This window comes from Accumulibacter sp. (genome assembly GCF_031732815.1).
GTDB lineage: Bacteria > Pseudomonadota > Gammaproteobacteria > Burkholderiales > Rhodocyclaceae > Accumulibacter.
On the sequence record NZ_JAVMKF010000035.1, the window covers coordinates 23,762 to 47,333 of the forward strand.

The 23,572-nt window shown below is 67.7% G+C and carries 15 protein-coding genes; 4 read left to right on the top strand and 11 right to left on the bottom strand.

Going from position 1 to position 23,572, the window contains the following annotated elements:
- Positions 1-15: 15 nt before the first annotated feature.
- The 10 genes from RKP46_RS03010 to thrS form a co-directional block, all read right to left on the bottom strand.
- A complete protein-coding gene (locus tag RKP46_RS03010) occupies positions 16-489 on the bottom strand; it encodes a DUF1854 domain-containing protein (protein WP_311105256.1) in 474 nt (157 codons plus the stop codon).
- Positions 486-2,810, bottom strand: a complete 2,325-nt coding sequence (locus tag RKP46_RS03015; RefSeq protein WP_311105257.1) for an ABC transporter ATP-binding protein — start codon at positions 2,808-2,810, stop codon at positions 486-488. The genes RKP46_RS03010 and RKP46_RS03015 overlap by 4 nt, the downstream gene beginning before the upstream one ends.
- A gap of 40 nt (positions 2,811-2,850) precedes the next feature.
- Positions 2,851-3,216 (bottom strand): MerR family transcriptional regulator, encoded by a 366-nt coding sequence (locus RKP46_RS03020; RefSeq protein WP_311105258.1) that lies wholly within the window; start codon positions 3,214-3,216, stop codon positions 2,851-2,853.
- On the bottom strand, positions 3,200-3,502 hold the full coding sequence (locus RKP46_RS03025) for an integration host factor subunit alpha (RefSeq protein WP_300327856.1): 303 nt from the start codon (positions 3,500-3,502) through the stop codon (positions 3,200-3,202). Before RKP46_RS03025 ends, RKP46_RS03020 begins: the two co-directional genes overlap by 17 nt.
- 13 nt (positions 3,503-3,515) lie before the next feature.
- Entirely contained in the window at positions 3,516-5,891 is a 2,376-nt protein-coding gene (gene pheT / locus RKP46_RS03030; RefSeq protein WP_311105259.1) for a phenylalanine--tRNA ligase subunit beta, read from the bottom strand.
- A gap of 39 nt (positions 5,892-5,930) precedes the next feature.
- Positions 5,931-6,977 carry a phenylalanine--tRNA ligase subunit alpha gene (gene pheS / locus RKP46_RS03035; RefSeq protein ID WP_311097988.1) on the bottom strand — a complete coding sequence of 349 codons (1,047 nt, stop codon included), beginning with the start codon at positions 6,975-6,977 and terminating at the stop codon, positions 5,931-5,933.
- A 51-nt stretch (positions 6,978-7,028) separates the two neighbouring features.
- Positions 7,029-7,388, bottom strand: a complete 360-nt coding sequence (rplT, locus tag RKP46_RS03040; RefSeq protein WP_300327846.1) for a 50S ribosomal protein L20 — start codon at positions 7,386-7,388, stop codon at positions 7,029-7,031.
- A gap of 11 nt (positions 7,389-7,399) precedes the next feature.
- A complete protein-coding gene (rpmI, locus tag RKP46_RS03045) occupies positions 7,400-7,597 on the bottom strand; it encodes a 50S ribosomal protein L35 (protein ID WP_300327848.1) in 198 nt (65 codons plus the stop codon).
- A 110-nt stretch (positions 7,598-7,707) separates the two neighbouring features.
- Entirely contained in the window at positions 7,708-8,259 is a 552-nt protein-coding gene (gene infC / locus RKP46_RS03050) for a translation initiation factor IF-3 (RefSeq protein ID WP_409194017.1), read from the bottom strand.
- Positions 8,256-10,172 (bottom strand): threonine--tRNA ligase, encoded by a 1,917-nt coding sequence (gene thrS / locus RKP46_RS03055; protein WP_311105260.1) that lies wholly within the window; start codon positions 10,170-10,172, stop codon positions 8,256-8,258. Before thrS ends, infC begins: the two co-directional genes overlap by 4 nt.
- Before the next feature lie 439 nt (positions 10,173-10,611).
- Between thrS and RKP46_RS03060 the strand changes: the two genes are divergently transcribed.
- Together RKP46_RS03060 and RKP46_RS03065 are read left to right on the top strand one after the other, a co-directional pair.
- Positions 10,612-11,682, top strand: coding sequence for an Rpn family recombination-promoting nuclease/putative transposase (locus tag RKP46_RS03060; protein ID WP_311105261.1), 1,071 nt, complete (start codon positions 10,612-10,614; stop codon positions 11,680-11,682).
- A gap of 410 nt (positions 11,683-12,092) precedes the next feature.
- Positions 12,093-16,295 (top strand): SUMF1/EgtB/PvdO family nonheme iron enzyme, encoded by a 4,203-nt coding sequence (locus RKP46_RS03065; protein ID WP_311105265.1) that lies wholly within the window; start codon positions 12,093-12,095, stop codon positions 16,293-16,295.
- Positions 16,296-16,506: 211 nt separating this feature from the next.
- Here the strand turns inward: RKP46_RS03065 and RKP46_RS03070 are convergent, their stop codons facing one another.
- Positions 16,507-19,788: a CHAT domain-containing protein gene (locus tag RKP46_RS03070; RefSeq protein ID WP_311105262.1), complete on the bottom strand. Its 3,282-nt coding sequence runs from the start codon at positions 19,786-19,788 to the stop codon at positions 16,507-16,509.
- 619 nt (positions 19,789-20,407) lie between these two features.
- Here RKP46_RS03070 and RKP46_RS03075 point away from each other — a divergent pair.
- Both RKP46_RS03075 and RKP46_RS03080 read left to right on the top strand, forming a co-directional pair.
- The gene (locus tag RKP46_RS03075; protein ID WP_311105263.1) at positions 20,408-21,157 is read left to right on the top strand and encodes a toll/interleukin-1 receptor domain-containing protein; all 750 of its coding nucleotides are present in this window, start codon (positions 20,408-20,410) and stop codon (positions 21,155-21,157) included.
- A gap of 197 nt (positions 21,158-21,354) precedes the next feature.
- Positions 21,355-23,379, top strand: a complete 2,025-nt coding sequence (locus RKP46_RS03080; RefSeq protein WP_311105264.1) for an AAA family ATPase — start codon at positions 21,355-21,357, stop codon at positions 23,377-23,379.
- Positions 23,380-23,572: the final 193 nt, after the last annotated feature.

The following is a 23,572-nucleotide window of genomic DNA, read 5'->3' on the forward strand; positions in this document are numbered from 1 at the left end:
TCAGCGGGCGGCGGCTCACAGGAAGCGGTCGAGGAAGCGGCGGCTGGGCGCATCGAGCGCGTAGCGGTCGCGAATCAGAAAGTGGATTCCATGGCTGTCGGAGATGAGCAGCGCGGAAGGCGCCAGGCGGCGGATGTCCTCCTCGCCTTTGAGCACCAGTTGCGTCGTGCCACGGTCGGTGTCGACCAGCCAGGTGCTGGGCGTGGCAAAGCTCGAAACGCTGACGATGCGCGCAATCACCGGCATGAACTCACGCTGCGCCAGTTCGTCGGCGAGCAGGCGCTGCATGTCCTCCGGCAGGTCGCTCAGGCGCTCGATCCAGGCCAGCTCGTGGCCGTGCGGGTCGACCAGGGCGAGACCGTAGTCGGGCGCGCCGATCGGAAAGGCGCGCACCGGTGCGACCTCGTCGTGGCAGGTGCCGGCCGCGTCGATCAACTCGAGGCGACCGAAACTGTTGCGCCGCAGGCGGTAGTCCGGGGCAACGCTCATTGCCGCTCCTCGTCACCGCGCCGGGCGATTTCCAGCGCGCGCAGATCGTCTTCCACGTCGATGTTGCGTGCCTGCGCCTGATAGAGGCGGTAGTAGTGTCCTTCGGCCGCCATCAGCTCGTCATGGCTGCCGACTTCGACCACCCGGCCGCGGTCGAGGACGACCAGCCGGTTGGCGTCGCGCAGCGTAGACAGGCGGTGCGCGATGGCGATCGTCGTCCGTCCGCGCACCAGGTTGTCGAGCGCCTTCTGAATCTCCTTTTCGGTCGTCGTATCGACCGACGAAGTCGCTTCATCGAGGATCAGGATGCGCGGGTCGATGAGTAGTGCGCGCGCGATCGAAATGCGCTGGCGTTCGCCCCCCGAGAGGGCCTGTCCGCGCTCGCCGACGAGAGAATCGTAGCCATGCGGCAGGCGCAGGATGAACTCGTGCGCATGCGCGGCGCGTGCGGCGGCGACGATTTCCTCGCGCGTCGCGTCGGGTTTGCCGTAGGCGATGTTTTCCGCGATCGTGCCGAAAAAGAGGAAAGGCTCCTGCAGCACGAGGCCGATGTGCCGGCGGTACTCGGCAACCGGCAGCGAGCGGATGTCGACCCCGTCGATCAGGATCGCGCCTTCGCTGACGTCGTAGAAACGGCAGATCAGATTGACCAGCGTGCTCTTGCCAGAACCGCTGTGGCCGACCAGGCCGACCATTTCGCCGGGTTCGATGACGAGATCGATGTCGCGCGTGACGCTGCGCGTGCCGTAGCGAAAACCGACCCCGCGCAGTTCGATGCGCCCAGCGACCTTCGGCAGATGCACCGGGTGGTTCGGCTCGGGCACACTGGATACGTGGTCGAGGATGTCGAAGATGCGCTTGGCGCCGGCTGCCGCTTTCTGGGTCACCGAAACGATGCGGCTCATCGAGTCCAGGCGCAGGTAGAAGCGGCTGATGTACGCGAGAAAAGCGGTGAGCACGCCGACGGTGATCTGGTCGCGCGCAATCTGCCAGATGCCGAAGGCCCAGACGGTGAGCAGACCGATTTCGGTCAACAGCGTGACGGTCGGCGAGAACAGCGACCAGACCTTGTTGACCCGGTCGTTGACTTCGAGGTTGTGCGTATTGGCAGCGCGGAAACGCGCCGCCTCGCGGCTCTCCTGAGCAAACGCCTTGACCACGCGTATCCCCGGAATGGTGTCGGCGAGGACGTTGGTGACCTCGGCCCAGACCCGGTCGACACGCTCGAAACCGGTGCGCAGCTTCTCGCGCACGACGTGGATCAGCCAGGCGATGATCGGCAGCGGGAGCAGCGTGACAGCCGCCAGCCAGGCGTCGATCGAGACGAGAATCACCGTCGTCATCAGGATCATCAGCACATCGGTGGCGAAATCGAGCAGGTGCAGCGAGAGGAAGATGTTGATCCGGTCGGTCTCCGAGCCGATGCGCGCCATCAGGTCGCCCGTCCGCTTGCCGCCGAAGTACTCCTGCGAAAGCTTGAGCAGGTGTTCGTAGGTTGCCGTGCGCAGATCGGCGCCGATGCGTTCGGAGACGAGCGCCAGAATGTAGGTGCGCGCCCAGCCCAGCACCCAGGCAACGAGCGAAGCGGCGAGCAGACCGGACAGGTAGAGGGCCACCGTCGCCACCTCGATCGGCTTACCGTTCTGGTACGGAATCAGCACGTTATCCATGATGGGCATGGTCAGATAGGGGGCCACCAGGGTGGCTGCCGTGGTCAGCAGCGAAAGGACGAAAGCGGCGAGCAACTGCCCCTTGTAGGGTCGGGCGAAACGCCCCAGGCGAAGCAGCGTCCAGGTCGATGGCGGCGTGTGGATTTCCTTGCTGCACAGCGGGCATTCCTCCTGACCGGCGAGCAGCGGGCTCTCGCACTTCGGGCAGAGTGCCTGGGGCGCGGCCGGAGGCAGCGTGCCGTCGATGCGCAGGCTCGACTGCTGTGCAAAGCGTTCGACCAGACGTCCGGCGGCAACGTCGCCGCCCAGCGTGTAGCGCCATTGTCCGAGCAAGGCACGCGTGTCATGCAGTTCGAGCGTGCCGACGCCGGAATGGTCGCGGCGGGCCAGGGTGAGGCCGGCGCGGTAGGGCCAGCTCTGCCAGTCGGCTTCCGCGCTGGCCTTGGCGAGCAGGCGTTCGCTGGTCAGCACGACGATTCCGGAGGTGAAATGCAGGCGCGCGTCGAGGTCGATTTCGAGCCAGGCAAGGACCTGCTCGTTGTCGACCAGGTGCTCGCCGAGCGCGGGTAGCCAGACGGACGGGGGCGTCGGAACGGACGTTGGTTCAGCGAATGCCGCAGGCGGCGAGATCGGGCTGGCACTTGGCGTCATGCAGTCACCGCTCTACCTGGGCAACCGGCGGCAGCCGGCTTCACGGCTGGCGCAGCAGGTCGACGATCTCGAGCAGTTCGACGCGCAAGACCTCGGGCGTCAGTCCAGGAGCAGCGCCGGAATCGGGGTCGACTTCATCCAGACGATGGCGTGCGCCACTGATGGTGAACCCCTGGCTGTAGAGCAGTTCGCGAATCCGGCGAATCAACAGCACCTCGTGGTGCTGATAGTAGCGCCGGTTGCCGCGTCGCTTCACCGGTTTGAGCTGGGTGAATTCCTGCTCCCAATAGCGCAGAACGTGCGGCTTGACGCCGCACAGCTCGCTGACCTCGCCGATCGTAAAGTAGCGCTTGGCGGGAATTGCCGGCAGAACCTCAGTCTCAGGCTCTCTAGGACTGGCTTCCATGATAGGCGTGCTCCACGTCGGTCTTCAGCTTCTGGCTGGCATGAAAGGTAACCACCCGGCGCGCCGTGATTGGAATCTCCTCGCCTGTCTTCGGATTTCGCCCTGGTCGCTGCGGCTTGTCACGCAACTGGAAGTTGCCGAAGCCCGAGAGCTTTACACCGTCGCCACGTTCGAGGGCGTTGCGGATTTCCTCAAAGAACGCTTCGACCATGTCCTTTGCCTCGCGCTTGTTCAGGCCAACCTTTTCGAACAGCAAATCGGCCAGTTCTGCTTTTGTCAGCGTCATTCCATCCCCTTTCTCAAACCCGAAGTTGCGCTGCGAAGGCATCCTGCAGGTAGGCGACCAATTGCTGAACGGCCGCGTCGACTTCGGCTTCCAGTAACGTCTTTTCAGTATCTTGCATCACTATGCGGAAGGCAAGGCTTTTCTTGCCCGCTTCGACTCCCCGGCCAAGGTAGACATCGAAGAGGGTGATTTCCTGAACGATCGGTGGACCGTTCAGCCGCATTCCTTCGATCAGACGACGAACTTCGAGCGCCTGATCAACGACGATCGCCAGGTCCCTGATCACCGGCGGCTGGCGCGAGACCTCGCCGAACTGCGGCAGGCGGGCGGCGAGCAGCGGTTGGAGATCGACTTCGAAAACGACCGGAACCGACGGCAATTCGTACTTCTGCTGCCATTCCGGGTGCAACTCGCCGATGAAGCCGATCGCCTGGCCGGCGAGCGTGACGCGCGCGCTGCGGCCCGGGTGCAGGGCCGGGTGTGGGCAAGGGGCGAACTCGGCGACCAGCGGCGCGAGGAGAAACTCGAGGTCGGCCTTGAGATCGAAGAAATCGACGTTGCGCGTCGTACAAGCCCATTGCTCGGGCAGCGCGCTGCCGTAGGCGAGAGCGGCGAGTTTCCACGGTTGGCGAAAACCGTGCACCGGCGCGCCGGCGTCATCGCGGAAGAAGCAGCGGCCGCTCTCGAAAAGGCGGATTCGGCTCTGCTTGCGCCGCAGGTTGGTCGCCACATTCGCCACCAAGCCGCCGATCAGACTCGAGCGCAGGACGCCGAGATGCGCCGCGATCGGGTTGGCCAGGCGGATCGCGCCAGCGTTGGCGGCGAAATCGACCTCCCAGCGCTCGTCGACGAAGGCGTAGTTGACCACTTCCTGATAGCCGCAGTCGGCCAGAATCTGGCGCAGACGGGGCAGCGAACGCGTGTTTTCGCTCTGCGGCAGCATCGACAAGCTCGCCCGCGGCGCGGCGGCCGGGATTTGTTCGTAGCCCTGCAGGCGGGCGATCTCTTCGATCAGGTCCTCTTCGATCGCCAGATCGAAACGATAGCTCGGCGGAACGACGACGAAGCTTTCACCCTCCCGGGCAAGCGGAAAGCCGAGCCGCGCGAGGAGTTCGCCGACCCGTTCAGCGCCGAGCGACGCACCGAGAACGCGCGCCACGCGCGAGGCGCGCACGCGCACCGGCAAACGTTCCGGCAGACGCGCGGTGGTCTGGCTGAGCGGACCGGCGTGGCCACCGCAGATGTCGAGAATCAGCCGGGTCGCCCGTTCGAGCGCGCGGCTCGTCCCGCCGAAGTCGACGCCACGTTCGAAGCGATGCGAAGCGTCCGAACCGAAAGCGTAGCGGCGCGCCCGTCCGGCGATCGCTGACGGGGCAAAGAAGGCCGCTTCCAGGAACAGCTCGCGCGTCTCGTGCGTGATGCCGCTCTCCTCGCCGCCCATGATCCCGGCCATCGCCAGCGGGCCGCGATCGTCGGCGATCAGCAGGATGTCGTCGTGCAAGGTGATCGACTGTTCGTTGAGCAGCCTGAGCTGCTCGCCGGGGCGCGCCATGCGCGCCCGAATCGCGCCGCACAGGCGAGCGTTGTCGAAGGCATGCAGCGGCTGCCCGAGCTCGAGCATGACATAGTTGGTGATGTCGACCAGCGCCGAGATCGACCGCAGGCCGCAGCGTTCGAGGCGCCGACGCATCCAGTCGGGCGTCGGCGCCGTCGCATCGACGTCGGCGATCACGCGCCCGCAGTAGAGCGGACACGCCTCCGGTGCTTCGAGCACGATCTGGCGCGCACTGGCGATGCTCGCCGCAACCGGCGCGACTTCGAGCAAGCGCAGCGGCTGACCGGTGAGCGCCGCAACTTCGCGCGCAATTCCTTCGAGCGACAGACAGTCGGCGCGGTTCGGCGTCAGCTTGAGCGTCAGCAGGCGGTCGTCGAGGTCGAGCAACTGGCGCACATCGCTGCCCGTCGGGGCGTCGGCGGGTAAAGCGAGAAGGCCGGCAGCGTCTTCGGAAATCCCCAGTTCGCGCGCCGAGCAGAGCATTCCGTGCGAGTCGACACCACGCACCCGACTCACCCTGATGCGCAGCGAACCCGGCAACTCGGCACCCGGCAGCGCGCACGGCACTTTCATCCCGGGCGTGACGTTCGGCGCGCCGCAGACGATCAACAGCGGTTCGCCGGCGCCGACCGCGACTTGGCAGACGCGCAGACGATCGGCGTCCGGGTGCTTGTCGACGGCTTGCACATGGCCGACGACGACCCCGCTGAAGGGCGGTGCAACCGGTTCCTCCGACTCGACTTCGAGACCGGCCATGGTCAACAGATGCGAGAATTCGTCTCCCTCGAGCTTGGCATCGACGAAGCTGCGTAACCAGGATTGCGAGAATTTCATTGCGTCAGGTGGGCGGGAATAGGCGCGTCAGATGGCGCGTCAGATGAACTGGCGCAGAAAGCGCAAGTCGCCGTCGTAGAACAGGCGCAGGTCGTTGACGCCATAGCGCAGCATCGTCAGGCGGTCCGGCCCCATGCCGAAAGCAAAGCCGATGTAGTTCTCGGGATCGATCGCGACATGGCGCAGCACGTTTGGATGCACCATGCCGCAGCCGGCGATTTCCAGCCAGCGCCCCTCGAGCGGCCCACTCATGAAGGCCACGTCGATTTCCGCCGACGGTTCGGTAAACGGGAAGAACGACGGGCGGAAGCGGACGCGCAGGTCGTCGTTTTCGAAGAAGCGGCGCAGGAAATCGGCGATCACGCCCTTCAGGTCGGCAAAACTGACGTTCTCGCCGATCCACAGCCCCTCGACCTGATGAAACATCGGCGAGTGGGTAGCATCCGAATCGACCCGATAGACGCGTCCGGGCGCGATCACGCGGATCTCAGGCATGCGCGCCTGGCCGGCATGGCGGGCGACGTGCGCCTGCATGTAACGCACCTGGATCGGGCTGGTGTGCGTGCGCAGGAGAACGCCCGGCGCGACCTCGCCACGCTCGTCGAGTAGATAGAAGGTGTCGTGCATCGAACGCGCCGGGTGGTCCTCAGGCGTGTTCAGTGCGGTGAAATTCTGGAAGTCGCTTTCGATTTCGGGGCCATCGGCCACCTCGAATCCGATCGAGCGAAAGAGCGCTTCGATCCGTTCGAGCGTGCGCGTTACCGGATGCAGGCCGCCGCGCGCCTGACCGCGCCCGGGCAGCGTGACATCGAGCGCCTCGGCCGCCAGCTTGCGCGCCAGCGTCTTGCGGCGAATCGCCTCGCGCCGCTCCTCAAGCGCCGACTCGACGGCTTCCTTGGCACGGTTGATCGCCGCGCCGGCGGTCTTCCGCTCGTCCGCCGGCAACTGCGCCAAGCCCTTGAGCAGCCCGGTGATCTGACCGCTCTTGCCGAGATAGGCGGCCTTCACCTGTTCGAGCGCGGCGTGGTCGTCGGTTGCGGCAAAGGCGCTGGTCGCGGCCTGGATGATTTGATCGAGATTGTGCATGGTCTACTGAAAAAAGGAGGCTTGCGCCTCCTTTGCCGGCACTCGCCGCGGTCAGGAGTCGAGCTGGCTTTTCGCCTGCTGCGCCAGCGCGGCAAAGGCTGGTTTGTCGAAAACCGCCAGGTCGGCGAGCACCTTGCGGTCCACCTCGACTTGCGCTTTCTTCAGTCCGTTCATCAGCGTGCTGTACTTCATTCCCAGTTCGCGCGCCGCCGCATTGATGCGGGCGATCCACAGACTGCGGAACTGGCGCTTGCGTTGCCGGCGGTCGCGATAAGCGTACTGCCCGGCTTTCATCACCGCCTGCTTGGCGACGCGATAGACGTTGTTGCGGCGGCCGCGGAAGCCCTTGGCCAGGGCAAGAATCTTCTTGTGGCGCGCGTGCGCGGTTACACCACGTTTTACTCGGGGCATCTCTTATCTCCTCAGGCGTAGGGCAACATTGAACGGACCACGGCCTTGTCCGCGTCATGCACCGCGGTCATCCCGCGCAACTGACGCTTGGTCTTCGTGTCCTTCTTGGTCAGGATGTGTCGCTTGTACGCGTGTGAGCGCTTGATACGCCCGCTCGGACTGATCTTGAAGCGCTTTTTCGCGCCTGTCTTGGTTTTCATCTTGGGCATTGAATGCTCCTGTTTATGAACATGCTGCCAGGTGGCTCCCGACGGGAACGCTTGTAACCCGGCACCACTTGTTATCGCCGCGTCTTCTTGTCGCGGCGCTGTCGCTCGAACTAGCGTCGCTTGTTCGGCGTCAGCACCATGACCATCTGGCGGCCTTCCATTTTCGGCATCTGCTCGACCAGCGCGATCTCCTGCAGGTCGGCTTTGATTCGCTCGATCTGGCGCATGCCGATATCCTGATGCGCCATCTCGCGGCCACGGAAGCGCAAGGTCACCTTGACCTTGTCCTCCTCCTCGAGAAAGCGCGTCATGTTGCGTAGCTTGATCTGGTAGTCGTTCTCGTCGGTCCCCGGACGGAACTTGACTTCCTTGACCTGCACCTGCTTCTGCTTGAGCTTCTGCTCATGCTGGCGCTTCTGCTCCTGATACTTGAACTTGCCGAAATCGACGATGCGGCAGACCGGTGGCTGCGCCATCGGCGCAATTTCGACCAGGTCGACCCCAGCTTCTTCAGCCAACGCCAGTGCTGCCCTGACACTCATGACGCCCAATTGTTCGCCGCTGGCTCCGATCAGGCGGACTTCCGGTGCGTTGATCTCTTCGTTGACGCGTTGCGCCTTTTGCAGTGCGATGGTTCCGCTCCTTGTTTCGAGAAAAGTCAGGCCGTTGCGCGGCGCGTTGCGACTTCCTCGAGAAGTCGCCCGGTCAGGGCCTCGATCGACATCTGGCCGAGGTCCCGGCCGCCGCGTGTACGCACGGCTACCAGATTGGCTGCCACTTCCTTGTCGCCGACGACGATCTGGTAAGGCAGCTTGTTCAAGCTATGCTCTCGTATTTTATAGGTAATTTTTTCATTGCGCAAATCGGCCGCAACGCGCAGTCCGGCCGCGCGCAGATTGGCCGCCACCTGCTCGGCATAATCGGCCTGGCGCTCCGAGATATTCAGCACCACCGCCTGCTGTGGGGCCAGCCACAAGGGCATGGCACCGGCATGATGTTCGATGAGGATGCCGATGAAGCGTTCGAGCGAACCGAGGATCGCCCGGTGCAGCATCACGGGCACCAGGCGCTCGTTGTTCTCCGCGATGTAGTGCGCGGCGAGCCGCTCGGGCAGGGCGAAATCGAGCTGCAGCGTGCCGCATTGCCAGACGCGCCCGAGGCAGTCCTTGAGCGAAAACTCGATCTTCGGTCCGTAGAAAGCGCCTTCGCCGGGCTGCAGTTCGTAGTCCAGTTGCTTCGCCGCGAGCGCCTGCGCCAGTGCCTGCTCCGCCCGGTCCCAGACTTCATCCGAACCGATGCGCTTGTCGGGCCGCGTGGACAGCTTGACGAGAATCTCGGTAAACCCGAAATCGGCATAGATCTGTTGCAACAGATCGATGAAAGCCGAAGTCTCGGGCAGAACCTGCGCTTCCGTACAAAAAATGTGGGCGTCATCCTGCACGAAAGCGCGCACACGCATCACGCCGTGCAAGGCGCCGGACGGCTCGTTGCGGTGGCACGAGCCGAATTCCGCCAGCCGCATCGGCAGGTCGCGGTAGCTGCGCAGACCCTGATTGAAGATCTGGATATGCCCCGGACAGTTCATCGGTTTGATCGCGTAATCGCGATTCTCCGCCGCCGTCGTGAACATGTGCTCGGCGTAGTTCTGCCAGTGTCCCGAGCGCTCCCAGAGCACCCGATCGACGATCATCGGCGTCTTCACTTCCAGATAACCGTGCGCGGCGAGGACGCGCCGCAAGTACTGCTCGACCTCCTGCCAGATCGTCCAGCCCTTCGGATGCCAGAACACCATCCCCGGCGCTTCGTCCTGCAAGTGAAAGAGATCGAGTTGCCGGCCGAGCTTGCGATGGTCGCGCTTCTCGGCCTCTTCCAGCATGTGCAGATACGCTTCCTGGTCTTCCTTCTTCGCCCAGGCCGTGCCGTAGATGCGCTGCAGTTGTTCGTTGCGATGGTCACCGCGCCAATACGCACCGGCGACCTTCATCAGCTTGAAAACCTTCAGCCGGCCAGTCGAGGGGACATGCGGACCACGGCACAGGTCGACGAAATCGCCTTCGCGATACAGTGACACTTCCTCGCCGGCCGGGATGGCGCCGATCAGCTCGGCCTTGTAGCGCTCGCCGATCGACTCGAAGAAAGCGACCGCCGCATCGCGTTCCCACACCTCGCGCTGCACCGGCAGGTCGCGTCGCGCCAGCTCATGCATGCGTTGCTCGATCGCCGCCAGGTCGTCCGGCGTAAACGGACGCTCGTAGGCGAAGTCGTAGTAGAAGCCGTTTTCGATCACCGGGCCGATCGTCACCTGCGCCGTCGGGAAAAGCTCCTTGACCGCGTAGGCCAGCAAGTGCGCGGTCGAGTGCCGGATGATCTCCAGACCTTCCGGGTCCTTGTCGGTGATGATCGCCAGACTGGCGTCGCTGGCGATGCAATACGAGGTGTCGACCAGACGCCCATCGAGCTTGCCGGCGAGCGCCGCGCGCGCCAGTCCGGCGCCGATGCTCTGGGCAACCTCGGCGACGCTGACCGGCTGCGCAAAGGCTCGCTGCGAAGCGTCAGGCAGGGAAACGACGGGCATGGTGCACCTTGCAAATAGGAAGAGCGCAAAGAAACGAAAAAAGCCAGCAACTCGCACTGGCTGGCAGATGAACCGCGTGAGCCCCGCCGGCCGGCCGCCATGGCTGGTGCGGACGACGCCCGGTGTTGCTCGGCAAGCGCCGAATCATAGCACAGACCGGCTGGCATGACCTTTTCGGCGCGCGCGTTCGCGCGTTTGCAGGGCCAGTTTCAGTCCCGCCCGCAACGCGCCGCGCACGTGTGGGCGGCGGCGGCGTCGTTTCCCGGCGGTATCGACCGGAAGGCGCCGGGTCCGCACGGTGGATGCCGGCTGACGCCGGGACGGTCATTGCGCGCCCATTGCGCGCCGCCGGCGCAGCGGTCGCAGTCGGGTTTACCCGCTTCCCGCGTTGCCGCTGCCTCGCTGCCAAAAGCGGCGTCGAATCGGCTAGACTGTAGGTATGCGCCACTCGATTGACCCGAAGATCGATTGTGTTTTCAAAGCGCTGCTCGGTGCGGACAGCAACCGGCGGCTGCTCATCCACTTTCTCAACGCGGTCCTTGGCGCGGCACTGCCGGGTCCGATCCGCCAGGTCAGCATTCTCAACCCCTACAACGAGCGAGAATTCCTCGACGACAAGCTGAGCATCGTCGACGTCAAGGCGCGCGACGATGCCGGGCAGATCTACCAGGTCGAGATTCAGCTCTTGAGCTATGCCCAACTGCCTGCGCGTATTCTGTACGCCTGGGCCGACCTTTACAGCGCGCAACTGGGCAGCGGGCAGGACTACGCTGCGCTGCGTCCCACCTATGCCATCTGGTTGCTGGCCGAGAATCTGCTGCACGACGATCCCGCATACGCCCACAGCTACCGCCTGCGCGACGAGAACGGCCGGATATTGCTGGAGCACGGCGGCATCTGGCTGCTCGAACTGAACAAGTTTGTCGCCGAACGGGTCGAAACCGAGCAGCAGCGCTGGCTGAAATTCTTCACCGAGGGCCAGCGGCTGGATCAAACCCAGTTGCCGACGTGGATGCAAACCGACGAAATGAGGCAAGCCATGGACACCCTGAATACCTTTTCCGAAAAAGAGCGCGCCTACCACGCGTATCAGGCGCGGCAAAACTACCTGCGCGAACAGCGCTGCATTCAGCGCGAGTTGGAAGGGCGCCAGATGGAAGCCGAGCGCTTGCGCGCGGAAGCGGAAAGGCTGCAGATGGAAGCCGAAAGGCTGCAGACGGAGACGGAAAGGCTGCAGATGGAGACGGAGCAGCTGCAAACGGAAAGCGCGACGCTGCGCACGGAGAAAGATGCGCTGCTGACAGAGAAAGATGTGCTGCGCACGCAAACGGAGACGCTGCGCACGGAGAAAGGGACCTTGCTCACCGAGAACGAGGCGCTGCAGGCCGAAGCGGAAACGCTGCGCATCGAGAGCGCGCGCGAACGTGCTGCCAGGGAAGCCGCCGTGCAGGAGAAGGAAGCGGCCTTGGCCGAACTGGCGCGTCTCCGGGCGCTACTGCGTGATTCCTGAGCGAACGCTGATCGCTGCGCCGACCGACCGGTCTCAGGCGTAGCGTCGCCCGCTTCCCCCCGCTTCCCACTCTCCTCCGCCTCGCCTTGCGAGGCTGCGACCGCTCGGCAACGGTCGCGCCGGGCATTGCTCGCCTCGCCCGTGTGGCCGCGCTGCCAGCGGGCGTCCCGCCTGCCGCCTGCCGCCTGCCGCCTGTCGCCTGTCGCCTGTCGCCTGTCGCCTGTCGCCTGTCGCCTGCCGCCTGCCGCCTGCCGCCTGCCGCCTGTTGCCTATTCCCTATCGCCTACCTCAGAACCGCGTAAGCGCTCGACCAGTCGCGTATCATCGCGGGCGGGGTATTTCGTCCAGTCCAGTAATGAGCAGGGGAGCGAGTGGAGGCCGACTTATCGAGGCGGGCGTGCTGCTTGCGCGTGACGATTGCTTATCTGCCCAGGCTGAACTGGTCGCTGCTGCGCGCCGGTGTGCCGCTGATCTGGCGGCTGGCGGTCGAAAATTGCGGGGCAGCGGCGGTCGCCGGCTGCGCTTTGCGCATCGAGCTGCCAGGGTTTCTCGACTCGGGAGCGATCGCCTTGCGCGAGCTGGCACCGGGCGAGACGCTGGAACTCGACGCGGCGCGCCTGCCGTGGGTGCGGCGCGATTTCGCGCGCGCGGCGCAGTTGACCCGCGACGAGGAAACCTCGCTCCATCTGACGCTGCGCGCCAGCGATGGGCCGCTGGTCGGTAGCGCGCTGCGCGCCGGGCTGTGCCCGCTGACCTTGCTGCCGCCGGATGAATGGGTTCCGGGCCTGCGTTACGACGATGAGCGCGCGGCGTTCGCGCTCGATCCGCGGCTCGATCTGGCGCAGGCGACGATCGATTTTCCCGGTGGCGGAACAGCGCAGCACGCGCGCAGCGAAGCCACGTGGCAGGGTCAGCCGCCGCTGCCGGCGGCGGTGGCGGCCTTGCTTTGCGCCGAGCATCCGCAGGTCGAGCTGATCAAGGACGAAGCAATGCGCATTCTCGGCGACGTGCTCGGCAAGCCGCGCGCCTCGCTCGACGAAGCGGTGCGCGGCTCGCCCGAAGAGCGCAAGGCGGTCGTACACTCGCTGTTCATGGCGCTGCACCGCGTCTACCGGGAGGTGCAGCACGATGTCGAGCGCCTCAGCCTGGAACCGCGCAGCCAGCGGATACGCCTGCCCGCGGCGATTGCGCGCGGCGCGACCTGCGTCGATTTCTCGCTGCTGCTGTGCAGCGCGCTCGTCGCCTGCGGACTGCGCGCGCTGTTCGTACTGACCGCCGGCAGTGCGGGCCTCGGGCACGCGCTGGTCGCCTGCCGCCTGGCCGACGGCGACCCGGACACGGCCGTGCTGCTCACCGACGCCGAAGCGCTGCTGCGCCAGGTCGACGCCGGAACGCTGTTGCTGGTCGACGTCACCGGCTTCGCGCGCGGCAGCGGCTTTCCGGCGGCGTGCCGCGACGGCCGCGAACAAATTGCGGCGGGCACGCTGTGCTACGCGGTCGATCTCGCCGTCGCCGCCGACCCGACGCGCTGCGCGATCCGGCCGCTTCCCTGGCCCGCGCCAGCGCCGGCTGCTGCGCCAGCGCCGGCGCTACCATTTGCCCAACCGGTGCCGGCAACGCCGACGCCAGCGGCAACGCCGGCCGCCCCAGCCGTCGCAGCCGTCGCAGCCGCGCCGCTCCCCCGGGCGAGTACCTGGGAGCGCCTGAAAAGCTGGTTGTTCGACCGCCGCTACACGCGGCGTTACCGGCGCCGGGTCGCCGACGAGATGGCGAAATTCACCTTCCTCGGCGTCAAGGCGCTGGCGCTGGAGAAAATCTACGTCGGGCTGCAGGTCGGCGACTACGCGCCGCGCGAGCTGCTGCCGGACGAGCCGACGGCATCCGCCGACGGCGAGGCGCCCGCCTTGCCGCCCGCCGGAACGCCGGTCGACGTGCCGACGGCCTTGTCGCTCGCGCCGTCGCTGCTCGTGCTCGGCGACCCGGGATCGGGGAAAACGACGCTGCTGCGCCACCTGGCGCTGCAACTCGCGCGTCGCGACCCGTCGCTGGCCGACTTCGCCCGCGCGCGCGTGCCGCGCCGCGGCGCGTTGACACTGGCCCGCGTCTGCCGCGCGCTGTCCGGCGCCAACCTCTTCTGGGCCGGGTTCTGGTGCAGCGTCGCCGCGCTGCTCGTCTGCTTCGTCCAGGTGTTCTTCTCGCCGCTGCCGTGGCTGGCGCTTCTCGCCTGGCTGGCGCTGTTCGGCAGCTTGTTTTTTCTGGTGTTTCGATACCCTTCAAGACGTGTCATGGCGACTGCGTCGCTGCTTGTCGCCGGCGTCATGCTCTGGGCTGGAGTGCTGCAACCCGGACTCGTCGGGCGTTGGCCGCTGGCGCTGGTCGGCATCGCGTGGGCGATTGTCTCGTTTCCTGACTGGGTCAGGCTGCCGCTGGCTGCTCTGCGCGCCGGCTTGCAGCGCGTGACGCGCTATCCGCTGCCGGTGTATCTGACGCTGAACAACGCCAGCGCCGATGGCCGGCCGCTGCTCGCCCACCTGGCCGAGGTGCCCGGGCTTGCCGGAGTTCCGGCGGCGCCGGATTTCCTGGCGCGCAAGCTGGCGCGTGGCGAATGCGTGCTGCTGCTCGACGCGCTCGACGAGGTGGTCGATCCCGCCGCGCATCGCCGCGTACTCGCCGAGATCGCTCGCCTGCGCAAGACTTGCGGTGCGCAGAACCAGATCGTCGTCAGTTCGCGCAGCGCGGGCTACCGGCACGCGCTCGAAGCGTTTCTGCCGCTCGAAGTGCAGCCTTTCGATTCGGCGCAGGTGCGGCGCTTCGTCGCCGCCTGGTTCGCTGCCGGCGAGCCGGCGAGCGCGGCAGCGCCGACCGACGGCGCCGCCGGATTGAACTCCGCGCTCGACAGCAACCCGCGACTCGCCTTGCTGGCGGCCAACCCCTTGCTGGTCTCGCTGATCAGCCTGCTCTACGAAAAGAACTGGCGTTTGCCCGCGCAGCGCGTCGACTTGTACGAACAGTGCGTCGAACTGCTCGACGAACTCTGGGACCAGCGGCGCGGCGTCGAACGTGCGGCGCGCTTCAGCCGCGAGCAGAAGCGGCACGCGCTGCTGGCGCTGGCCGCGCACCTGCAGCGCAAGGGCGCGCGCGTCTTCGAAGTGGACGATCTGTGCGCAGCGCTTGCCCAAGCCGGCGGCACGCCGGCGCCCGTTACAATCGGCGGCACGCCGGCGCGCGTTACGATCGGCGCCACGCCGGCGCACGTCATGATCGGCGGCCCGCCGGCGACCGTCGCCGTCAGCGACGCCCAGGCGCTCCTCGACGAGATTCTCGCGCACAGCGGGCTGCTGCGCCGCAAGTCGCGCTCGGCCTACGATTTCGTCCATCTCTCGTTTCAGGAGTACTTCGCCGCGTGCGATTTCCTCGCCCGCGACGCCGGCGACGAGTTGCTGGCGCAAGTCGGCGAAGCGTGGTGGCGCGAGGTCATCCGACTGTACGTGGCGATGGCGCCGCGAGCGCCGCAACTGCTCGCTGCGCTGCAGCGCGCCGATCTGCTGCTCGCCGCCGGCTGCCTGGCCGACGCGCGCGATCCGGGGACGAGCGAGTTCGCGGCCACCGCGCAGGCGATCATCGCCGATCTGGGCGAGCGCCTGCACGACGACGCGGCGGGCCGCCAGGCGGCGGCCGACGCACTTGCCGAATTGACCGAGCTGAGCGGCCGGCAAGCGAACGCGATCCTGCTTGCTGCGCTGGCCGACGCCGATCGCCCGGACCTCGCGCGTTCGGCGCTGCTGGCGCTTGCCCGTGCCGGCGACCCGGCGACGCAAGAGACGCTGTTCGCCGACCTCGGGCGGGCGCTGCGCCTGCTGCACGCGGGTCTGCCGCGAGCGGCCGGGGCCCAGCGCACGCGCATCCTGGCGCTGCTCGAAAGACTCGGGCAGCCGCTCGCCTACGTTCCCGCCGGCGATTTCTGGATGGGCAGCGACGATGGCTATGCTGACGAAAAGCCGCGCCATCGACTCCGCCTTTCCGAGTACTGGATCGACCGCTACCCGGTGACCAACGCGCAGTACGCGAGCTTCGTCGAAGCCACCGGCTACCGCGCGCAGGGCGAATGGCGCGAGGCGGCTGGCTCCGGCCGCGAGCAGCATCCGGTGGTCAACGTCACCTGGAACGACGCGCTCGCCTATGCAGAATGGTGCGGCAAGCACTTGCCGAGCGAAGCGCAGTGGGAGAAAGCGGCGCGCGGCAGCGATGGCCGTATCTGGCCGTGGGGCAACGTCTGGGATGGCAACCGCTGCAACGCGACGCGGCGGGGAACGACGCCCGTCGGCAGCTACCCGAGAGGCGTCAGCCCGTATGCTTGCCACGACATGGCCGGCAACGTCTTGGAGTGGGTGGCCGATTGGTACGATGCCGGCTATTACGCGCGCTCGCCGGGAAGCGATCCCCGCGGGCCGGAGAGCGGCGATTCCCGCGTGGTGCGCGGCGGCTCGTGGCGCAACTTCGGCCGGGGCGTGCGTTCCGCCTACCGTTACGCGTTCGGGCCTGGCTACCGCTACCAGTTCGTCGGGTTCCGGCTCGCCCTAGGTCACCGGGGGCCGGCGGAGCCGGCCCAATAGGCCGGGGAGTAAGTGCCGGCGGAGCCGGCACCCCGGGTAGTCGGCCGGGACGGACGGCTACCCGGCGGCCGGGTTGAGCTTGCGGGTGAGACGCCGTGCGGGCGATGGCCGACGAAGGAACCGGGGGGATGCGCAATCGCAAGGCGAGGATCGCGCGGCGCGCGCAGCGCGCCGCGCCGCGTTTTTTTTCTCGCTGCTCGTCAGCCGCCCGTCAATCGAACAGCAGGCGCGCGTACGGGTCGCCGAAGTAGGCGTAGGCGAGCGCTGTCGGGTCGTCGCTCGCCGCGCGGCGCCGTTCGACGAGTGCTTCGCCGACGCTGTAGCCGGCCTTGAGCTTGCGGTAGAAAGCAACGCCGAAGGTGGCGGCCTTGGCGTCGAGCACCGGCCAGTACGGCGCGACGACACCGCTCCAGCCGCTGGCGATGCAGTTGCCGGCAAAACCGCCGGCGCGCCCGAGAACGCGCCCGCCGCGGCCGACGGTGCACGCGTTGAGGAAGAGCAGCGGCTGCCGCGTATGGCCCAGGCGGCTGGAGGCGAAGGCCATCGCCGGGATCGACTCGCCGCCCTCGAGCGCGAGCGCCGCCAGGTCGGCGTTGGCGCCAGCTTCGCCGTGGCCGGAGAAATGCACCAATTGCGCGTCGCCGTCGCGCAGCAGCTCGTCGAGCCGCCGGCGCGTCGCCGGTGTCAGCGGCTGCGCGCAGGGCAGCAGCGCGCGCAGTTGCTGCAACTCGTCGGCGGCGCAGGGCAGGCCGCTGTCGCTCGCCGCCGGGACGACGATCGCCATGCGCGCCACCGGCAGCGCCTGCGGCTGCGGGCGGGCAGCGGTCGCCGGCAGCCAGCGGCCGAGCAGATGCGCGCTGCCGAGCGGCGGCAGTTCGACGAAGCGGCCGTCGATCGTACCGCTCGGGCGGATCAGCTCCCAGGGAAACGATAATTCGTCAGCGAAAATGGACAGCGAGCGCGGCGGCTCGTCGAGCGCCATCAGCCGCAGGTACTCGTCGCGGAAGGCTTGCGGCAGATGCAGCCAGAGCTGCTTGCCGAGGTCGGCGAGCGTCGTCAGAAAGGCTTCGTTCCAGGCGGCGACGGCGGCATCGTAGGCGGCAGCGGACAAGCCGTCGTCGGGGAAGCGCGCGAAGCTCGGGTCGAGCGCCTGCGCGAGGTAGCTCGCCAGTTCCTGGCCGTCGAGATCGAAACTGCCGAAGTCGCGCGCTTCGTACTCGGCGCCGGGAATCTGGCAGCGCAGAGTGAGCGTGAACACCTCGCAGCCGATCTGCGGCCGGCGCAGGATGACGACCAGGTCGGCTGCCTGGCGTGGCTGCCGCGCCAGGCGAAGCGTGCTGCGCCGCGCCGGACGCTCCGCCGCGGCTTGCGGCGCAGCACGCGCATCGTGCGCGGCGGGGCTGCCATGCGCATCGTGCGCACGATGCGTGTCATCCGCCGGGACGACCAGCGTGCGCTGCGTGACGCCGCCGACGCAGTCGTTGCCGCGAAAGAACGAGACGGCGATCGTCCGCTCGACCGGCGCGCTGCCCGGGTCGAGCGCGGTCAGCCGAAAGCGCGCGGTTTCGCATGCGGCGTCGCGCTCGCGCAGCAGGCGCAGCGTCGCGTGCCGCGCGCCGGCGATGGAAAATCCCGGTGCGCTGACTTCGGTGACGAGTTCGATCTCGTCGCTGCCGGCGGCGAAGGCGAGCGCCATTCTCCCGGCCGCCGGCACGCTGTTCGCCGGCAGTTCGAGACGGACGACGAGGTCGGCGCTGGCGCCGGCGGCGAGCCGCTCACAGAAATCGACTGCGGGTTCGCGGCACACCGTATCCTCGCGCCCGCCCGGCGCGGCGCGCCAGGCGGCAGCGTCGCGCGTATCGTGCGCGTGCCCCGCGCCGCGCGGGGGCTGGGGGGGCGGGCCGCGAAAGGCCGGGCGGCGGGCCAGCGCCGCCTGCCGCACGCGCTCGAAATGCGCCTCGATATGCGCCAGCGTGCGCGGCTCGGCGAAGAACGCGGTGTGCCAGACGCCGTCGGCAGCGGCGTAGCGCAGCGCGTCGGCAATCGGAAACGAGGGGTGGCCATTCGCCGCGAAAACGCCGTCGGTCGGCACGACGAGGTCGTTGGCCAGCGCCTTGCCGTCGACGGTGAACACGCGATCGACCAGCGCGTCGGCGACGCCGGCAAAGCGATCGATCAGCCAGCCGTTGTCGCGCCCCGGCTGCGCTGCGAAGTCGGCGGCAGCGGCACTGTAGAGCGCCGGGCTGCGCTGCGCATTGCGGTTCAGCGTATCGACGATGTAGCCGCGCTGCATGCCGAGCGCGGCGATTCCCGGCAGCTCGTCGGTGATCGCGTACACGGCGAGCGTCACCAGGCCGAGCAGGACTTCGGCCGAGTAGGTCGCCGGTTCGTCCGGGAAAGCGGTGAGCAGGTTGCTGTAGAGGTCGATCAGCTCGCGCAGGTGTGCGGCGTCACCGAGCGGCGAGCCGGCGTTCGGCGTCGCGGCAAAATAGACGCTGCGCCAGCGGCAGGTGCTGGCGGGCAGCAGTTCAGCGCCGCGTTCGGCGAGCGTGCGCGCGACGATGCCGCCGCGACTGTGGCAGACGATGTCGAAGACCAGCGCTTCGTTCGGCGCCTGGCGTGCGATCATCTGCAGCAGTTGGCGCGCGTTGTCCTCGGGCGAAACGCTCACCGTCGGGTGGTTGAACGCCAGCAGGCGGCCGTCGTAGCGCTCGTACCAGCTTTGCAGCGCACTGCGCGGCAAAGCCGAGAGCATGCCTTCGACCGAGCTGAAGATGCCGTGCACCAGCAGCAACACCGGCCCGGCGCGCAGGCGCGACCAGTCGACGCTCGCTTCGTTTGCCGCCGGCGGCCGACGGTAGTTGTCGGGCGTCGGCTGCCAGAGGAATTGCGGACGATGGCGCTGCTCGACTTTCTCCGCGAACCAGCGCAGCGGATCACCGAGCAAGGCCGACAGCGCGGGCACGATCAGCACCTTGAAAATCTTGCGCCCGACGGTGGTCAACGGCCCGCGCAGGCTGCGTCGCGGCAGTCCACCGCGCAGGCTGCCGCGCGCCGGCGCGCTGCGCAAGGGGATGACGAAAACCGGCGGCGCCGGCCTGCGCCAAGGAGCGCGCGCGGGCGATTCGGCTGCCGTCGCCAAGTGCCAACTGACGCCGCCCGATTCGTCCTGATAAAGGACGACGCGCGGCGCCGCATCGCCTGCGGGGATCGCCGGGCGCAGCGTCAGCCGGTCGTCGGCGCCGGCGCGCAGCTCGCTCGCTTCGAGGCTGATCGTTTCCTGCTCACGAATGCCGAGTTCCTTCAGCGCACGCGTGAAGCTCACCGCGCTATCGGCCTGCGCCGGAACGGCCGCCGAGCGCAGCGCTCCGCTCTCCGGGCGCCGCTGGTGCACCCAGCCGTTGCCGCCGAGTCCCTCGATGATCGTTCCATTGCCGAAGCGTATCGGCGCCGGCTCCACCGCCGTATCGAGCTGCCTGCTTTCCTCTGCCATGCCTGCTCCCCCTTGGCCGAACCGTCGCGCGCACGTCAGCGCGCAGCATGGCCATTTCCCTTGCCGAGCGCAAGCGCGGAACGCGGAACGCCGTGCGCGGTGCGCGGTGCGCGGTGTGCGGTGTGCGGTGTGCGGTGTGCGGTGTGCGGTGTGCGGTGCGCGGCCGACCGAACGGCTGGGCAAACCGCCGAAGAGGCTGTGCTCTGCGTGCCGCCGGCAACGACCACATCCTGGCCCAAGGCCTCGCCGTGTCCCTCGCGTGCCTCGCTTCCATCGCTTCCATCGCTTTCCTCGCGCCCCTCGCCGTCTTCCGGGCTTGATGATGGGCGGCAGCGGCAGAGATACTTGAGTCACTGCGGTTGATTTTTCTCTCCGCATGGCACGCACGCTTGACTTCCCCGGGCGCGCCGGAAACGAACATCCGGCAAACGAAGACCCGGTTTATTCCTGGCGATTGGGCAGCCGTGGTGGTCCGGCCTCGGCTTGCCGGGGCGAGTCGCCGAGGCCGGCAGCCGGTGCCCGCCAGCGTCGCGAACGGCGAGCGTGGACATGACCGGCTCAGCCCTGCGTGCCGTCCCCGATCTTCATCGGGACGGCGGTCGGCGTGGGGAAATGCGGGGTGACGCAAGGGGGAAACGGAATGGCTGCCGACAGCATCTTTCTCAGCTATGCACACGCCCAGAGCGACTGGGTGTTCGAACGTCTGCTGCCCGCGCTGCGTGGCGGCGGCGCACAGGTGATCGTCGACCGCGAACGCTTCGCTGCCGGTCGCGCGGTCGTCGGCCAGATGGACGAGTGGCAGGACGCCGCGGCGAAAACGCTGCTCGTGCTTTCACCCGAGTACCTGGCCAGCGCCTGCTGCCAACACGAAATGCGCCGCGCGATCGCACGCGACCCGGACTTCCGCGACGGGCGCGTGATCCCGCTGCGCCGCGTGGCCTGCCCACTGCCCCCCGAGATCGTCGCCGGCGGGCCGTTGCACATCGACCTGACCGACGACGGCGCGTCACAAGTCGCGCAATGGGAACGGCTGCTGCAGGCAAGCGGCGCCGACCTCGGCGGCGACGCGCCGGCCTGGCTGCAAGCACGCAGCGAGCTGCGCCGCCACCTGTCGCGCGGGCAATCGGTGAATGTGGTCGTCGGCGCCGGCGCGCGTTGGCGGCCGCTGTTTGACCAACTACGCGACGACCTGGCCAGCGAGGGGCGCCGTTTGGCGCGAGTCGACCTCCAGCGCGGATTGACCGCCTCGCGGCGGGGACTGATCGGCGAGCTGCTCGCCGAGCTGCACGGGGCTTCGCTGCCGATTCCACCCGAGCCCGACGACCTCGCCGAATTCGACCGGCAGATCGCCGCGCGGGAAAAGTCGTAGCTGGTAATCGAGCACTTCGATCTCGTCGCGCACCGCCCGCAGTACGGCGTAGACCTCTTCTCTGCCTTGCGCTACCACCTGATGGAAAGCCGCCGTCTGGTGCTGCTCGTCCATTCGCACACGCCATTCGCCACGCTGCTGCCGCGCGCGCACCCGCTGTCGGCGATCGACATGCAGACCGTCGAACTCCCGGGACGATGAGCGACCCGCCAGACGATCGGCGGGCGCTCGCCGACCTGCGCGCCTTCGACCACCGCGCCGCGCTGTGGTGGCTGGCGCTGCTCTACCGGCGACCAAAGCGCTTTCAGGAGGCGCTCGGCGGTCTGGCCAGCCATCGGCAGCGTCTGCTCGTCGGCGTCTGCGTGTTCCTGCATGCGCTTCCCTACGTCGTCGTGCTGGCGATCGGCGGGCGCTTGCTGTTGCACGCGCTCGGCGCCATCGATCTCGGGCGCAGCGGTTTTGCTGCGCTGGCGTATCATGCGGTGCAAGGGATCGCCGTAGGGATCGCCCTCGGGATCGCCGAAGGGATCGCCTTCGGGATCGCCCTTCTCCGCCCCTACTACCACCTCTACGCCTGGCTTTTCGTTTGGCCGCGGGTGAACGGTCGTGCCTACCCTTGGCATCCGGTCGCCTGGGACGATCTTTGCAGCCTGCCGTTCGCCCGCCTCGACCGACTGCTCGTCGCCTACGCCGAACACGATCGGACGGCGGCGCTGGCCGAAATCGAGCGGCTGATCAGCGACTACCCCAGTCAGCGCCCATCGGCCTTGCGCGCCCGCACGCGCCTCGTCGTGCGCGCGGCCGCCGGCGCGCCGTCGCTGGCGTCGCTGGATGCGCTGGCCGCGCCGTTGCCGGAGGGCGAGCGTGGCTTTCTCGCCGAAACCGCCCGCGTCAAACAGTGGATCGGCGAAATCTCGGCCGTTCAACGGCAGCTCGACAGCGCCGACCGGCCGCTCTTTCGCGCCCCGCTCGCCGAGCTGCTGGTCGAACGCATCGCGCATTTCGGCCATCGCATCGCCGGACTGCACGAGCCGCTGGCCAGCGAGTTGCAGCCGGCGGCGGCCAACTGGCTGGCGATTGCGCAGCGCCAACGCGACGAGGTTGAGCGCTGTCGCGCGCGCGAGCCGACGCCGCAGGTCTTCCGCGCCGGCGACCCGGTCGACCGCGACCAGGAAGCCTTCGTCAGCCGCCTGCCGGTGATCGGCGAACTCGAGCGGCAGGTGATGCTGAGCACCGGCTGCCCGGGAATCGTCCTGTACGGCCGCCGCCGCACCGGGAAGTCGACGGTGCTCGTCAATCTGCCGGGCTTCCTGCCGGCGACGGTGCGCACCGTCCATATCTCGCTGCAGCAGCCGCGCGCCTTCGCTTCGCTCGCCTCGCTGCTCGAACTCCTGGTCGCGCGCTGCCGCGAGGTCTTGGCGAGCAGCGCCCCGCCGGCGCCGGCGCGCTACGATCTGTCGACGGCGTTCGCCTTTTTCGCCGACATCGACCGCCGGCTGGCGGCCGAGCAAGGACGGCTGCTGATCGCCCTCGACGAGTACGAAATGCTCGACCAGAAAATCGGCGAAGGCGTCTTGCCGTCAGCGCTGCTCGACACCTTGCGCGAGTCGATCCAGTCGCACCGCCGGATCACCTGGCTGTTCGCCGGCAGCCACGAAATCGCCGAACTGCCGAACGCGGCATGGACTTCGTACCTGGTCAGCGCGCGCACGCTCGAGGTAGCGCTGTTCACCAGCGAGGAAACGACCATGCTGCTCAGCGATCCGCTGCGCCACTCGCGTTACTACCAGCAGCCGGGGCGCCAGCGACCGCGCTTCGCCGCCGATTTCTGGGGCGCCGACGGGATCGACCGCATCCACCGCGAAGCCGGCGGCTGGCCGCACCTGGTGCAATTGCTCGCCGAAACTGCGGTCGACCTGGCCAACGACCGCGGTCAGCGCACGGCAGACGCGGCGCTGCTCGAAGAATCCTTTGCGCAAGCAGTCGTGCGCGGCACGACGGTGCTGCAGGAACTGCTCTGGCGCGAGTGCCAGCAGCCCGGCGAATGGCAGTACCTGCGCGGATTCGTGCGCAGCGAACGGCAGCCGCCGCCGACCGATGCGCACGTCTACGCCTCGCTGCGCCGCCGCCTGCTCGTGCTCGACGACGACGGTGCCTGCCGGCTGCGCGTACCCCTGATGCGGCGCTGGCTGGTGCAACGCGCCTGGACGATCCCCGACTGAGCATCGCCGCCTGGCTCTGCGCAGCACACTGGCGCGGTTGCCGCCAGGCGAGCACCCGCCTTGAGCGCCAGTCGATCACGGCGAACCGATGCTGGAAGCCGCGGCACGCCGCGACGGCGCTGGCGGTGCGCCGGCGGAAGGCTCAGACAACCTGATCTCGGTCCCATGACGATTGCACGATTGTGATCGCGAA

Bases quoted from the DNA above. Each gene is read 5' to 3' on its own strand.
- RKP46_RS03010 (WP_311105256.1), bottom strand. From the start codon at position 489: ATGAGCGTTGCCCCGGACTACCGCCTGCGGCGCAACAGTTTCGGTCGC.
- RKP46_RS03015 (WP_311105257.1), bottom strand. From the start codon at position 2,810: ATGACGCCAAGTGCCAGCCCGATCTCGCCGCCTGCGGCATTCGCTGAA.
- RKP46_RS03020 (WP_311105258.1), bottom strand. From the start codon at position 3,216: ATGGAAGCCAGTCCTAGAGAGCCTGAGACTGAGGTTCTGCCGGCAATT.
- RKP46_RS03025 (WP_300327856.1), bottom strand. From the start codon at position 3,502: ATGACGCTGACAAAAGCAGAACTGGCCGATTTGCTGTTCGAAAAGGTT.
- pheT (WP_311105259.1), bottom strand. From the start codon at position 5,891: ATGAAATTCTCGCAATCCTGGTTACGCAGCTTCGTCGATGCCAAGCTC.
- pheS (WP_311097988.1), bottom strand. From the start codon at position 6,977: ATGCACAATCTCGATCAAATCATCCAGGCCGCGACCAGCGCCTTTGCC.
- rplT (WP_300327846.1), bottom strand. From the start codon at position 7,388: ATGCCCCGAGTAAAACGTGGTGTAACCGCGCACGCGCGCCACAAGAAG.
- rpmI (WP_300327848.1), bottom strand. From the start codon at position 7,597: ATGCCCAAGATGAAAACCAAGACAGGCGCGAAAAAGCGCTTCAAGATC.
- thrS (WP_311105260.1), bottom strand. From the start codon at position 10,172: ATGCCCGTCGTTTCCCTGCCTGACGCTTCGCAGCGAGCCTTTGCGCAG.
- RKP46_RS03060 (WP_311105261.1), top strand. From the start codon at position 10,612: ATGCGCCACTCGATTGACCCGAAGATCGATTGTGTTTTCAAAGCGCTG.
- RKP46_RS03070 (WP_311105262.1), bottom strand. From the start codon at position 19,788: ATGGCAGAGGAAAGCAGGCAGCTCGATACGGCGGTGGAGCCGGCGCCG.
- RKP46_RS03080 (WP_311105264.1), top strand. From the start codon at position 21,355: ATGAGCGACCCGCCAGACGATCGGCGGGCGCTCGCCGACCTGCGCGCC.